Below are 1,952 nucleotides of genomic sequence, written 5' to 3' on the forward strand. Positions count from 1 at the left end.
GGTGTGGGAACCAAAGCTTGTGAGCGTGAACGTTGCGATCACTGCGAGGCGCGTCAGGGTTTCCATTTGTGGTCTCCGGAGCCRTGCGGGAACATAGCCGACGGCCACCAGATTTTCTCGGCTGAACCGCTCGAAGAGCCGTCGGGAGATGGCTCTGTTTGTCGTGTTGGATTGAATCAGCGGACGACGTTGTCGGGGAGTGGTTCGAGGCTGCAACAGTAGTTGGGGCAGTGAGCAAGGGCGTCGATACGCACCACATCTGGCCCATCGGTTATTGATGCGGTATACCACGGCCGTATTTCCACCTCTTTCAGCGCATCCTGAGGCAGGCCGGAGTTCAATAACAGCCTCTGAACCTCTGAGATCCGCTTCTTCGCCATTTCACCGGTAATGCCGCGCCCTTCGAATCCCAAAAGGTAGACATCGAAGCCAGAATAGAATTTCTTGCGGGTGCCAACTCGCCATTCGGCAAATTTCTTGATCTGGTGGACTCCCACAGCTGTAGCGCCATTTTCGAAGTACACGGTGTGCTCCACTTCGAGCATATGGCAGGCGCCGGCATTAAATGTTATGGCGGCGAGAATTAATGCAACTGTAAGGCGACTCAAGGATTTCATCGTCCCCCTCCATTACCAGTTCGGAACGTCGGCGACATATGCAGCGATGTTATCGGCATTTTCAATGACGAATCTATTGCGGAGCTTCGCCAGCAGCCGGGCCGCCTTGATGCCAGAATAGCGATCTACCGTGTCCATTGCAGCGGGAAAATGGGAAACCTCATGAATAAAAACCGTGGTCATACTGCTGACATTTTCGATTATTCCTTGATAATTCCTCTTTTCCTCATGCAAATAACAAAACGTGGTGCCAATGAATATCGCAAACGTCTTATCGGGCTTACAGACGCTCGCCCATGCCGGTTCATCGCCTTTCCCGGCGGCGGGCACACAGCCAACGCGCCGCACCGCTTCCTCACTAAAGCGCTCGAAATTTTTCTCGGTAAGCGATAGAGAGATTTTCCGAATTCTCGTGATTCCCTCACGCAAGCGTTTGCGAATGTCCGGCGTGGCATTCGCAAACCAGATGCGTACCTTATCCTTATCCGACTCGCTCCAGCGCGCCAGTTCCATCAAACGCGCCTCCATGTGTGCGACGGCAATATCCCGTACCCGCATGACCGCCGCATAGAATTCCGCGTTGGTCATATTGGGACAAATCATCGTCGGATCCGCCTCGTACGCGGCAAGACTCGCTGCGTCAGGCGTGGTTGTACGGCCCGCCAAATTGTTATGGGTGTACGGCATTTTCGAATCGGCGCCCGCCGCCGCGCCCTTCACATTGCCGCTGACAACCTCCGTGGACATCGTGAACTGCGATGCAAACACCCGCGGCTTTTCCTTGCATTGGCAATACACGCGCGCGCCTTCCACCAGCACGGATTTCCCCATGTCGGTCCAGCGTGGATCGCAGTCGTTGTAGACCGGGCCGCCGACCTTGCAGGCGGGGCAGGTGGCGTGGTCCCCTTCCAGGCCAAGGCGTTTGCCCATGTTTGTAGAATCGCTGGTGGCGATCAGCCAGCCACCAGTGCCGGTGCGGCTCGCCCCATCCAGCATGTGCCGCTTGTCGTTTCGCATCATGTCCTCTTCCATTCATGGTAAGAGCACACAGCATCACGTGACGCGATTGAGGCGGTCTATAGCAGTTCTCTGAATTCGCGCGGCGTGCGGGGAGTTTCCCGCGGCGGCTTCCGAATCGTCGTGGGACTGCAATGGAAATGTGCCGGCGCACAAACAAATAGAGCCGTCCTTAGGACGGCTCCGATTCCCCGCTTGCTTGGCAATCCACCCGACCCATCCCGTAGCTCTATGGCTTGTCGTGGATATCGGTCAGGCGGTGTTTTGTCGGACCCGTGGCAACCCCTCCGGTCGCATTATTCAGTGCGATATATACAG

2 protein-coding genes are annotated in these 1,952 nt (G+C 56.1%); both read right to left on the reverse strand.

The annotated features are described in order from the left end of the window. Window positions 1-176: 176 nt before the first annotated feature. Window positions 177-617, reverse strand: coding sequence for a hypothetical protein (locus AC1DPR_RS31710; RefSeq protein WP_144203527.1), 441 nt, complete (start codon window positions 615-617; stop codon window positions 177-179). A gap of 12 nt (window positions 618-629) precedes the next feature. Next, window positions 630-1,637, reverse strand: a complete 1,008-nt coding sequence (locus AC1DPR_RS31715) for a M35 family metalloendopeptidase (protein ID WP_477105228.1) — start codon at window positions 1,635-1,637, stop codon at window positions 630-632. Window positions 1,638-1,952 lie beyond the last annotated feature (315 nt).

Source organism: Rhizobium sp. 01T417, assembly GCF_056398905.1.

Excerpts from the sequence above, each read along its gene's own strand:
- AC1DPR_RS31710 (WP_144203527.1), bottom strand. The coding sequence starts at position 617 with ATGAAATCCTTGAGTCGCCTTACAGTTGCATTAATTCTCGCCGCCATA.
- AC1DPR_RS31715 (WP_477105228.1), bottom strand. The coding sequence starts at position 1,637 with ATGATGCGAAACGACAAGCGGCACATGCTGGATGGGGCGAGCCGCACC.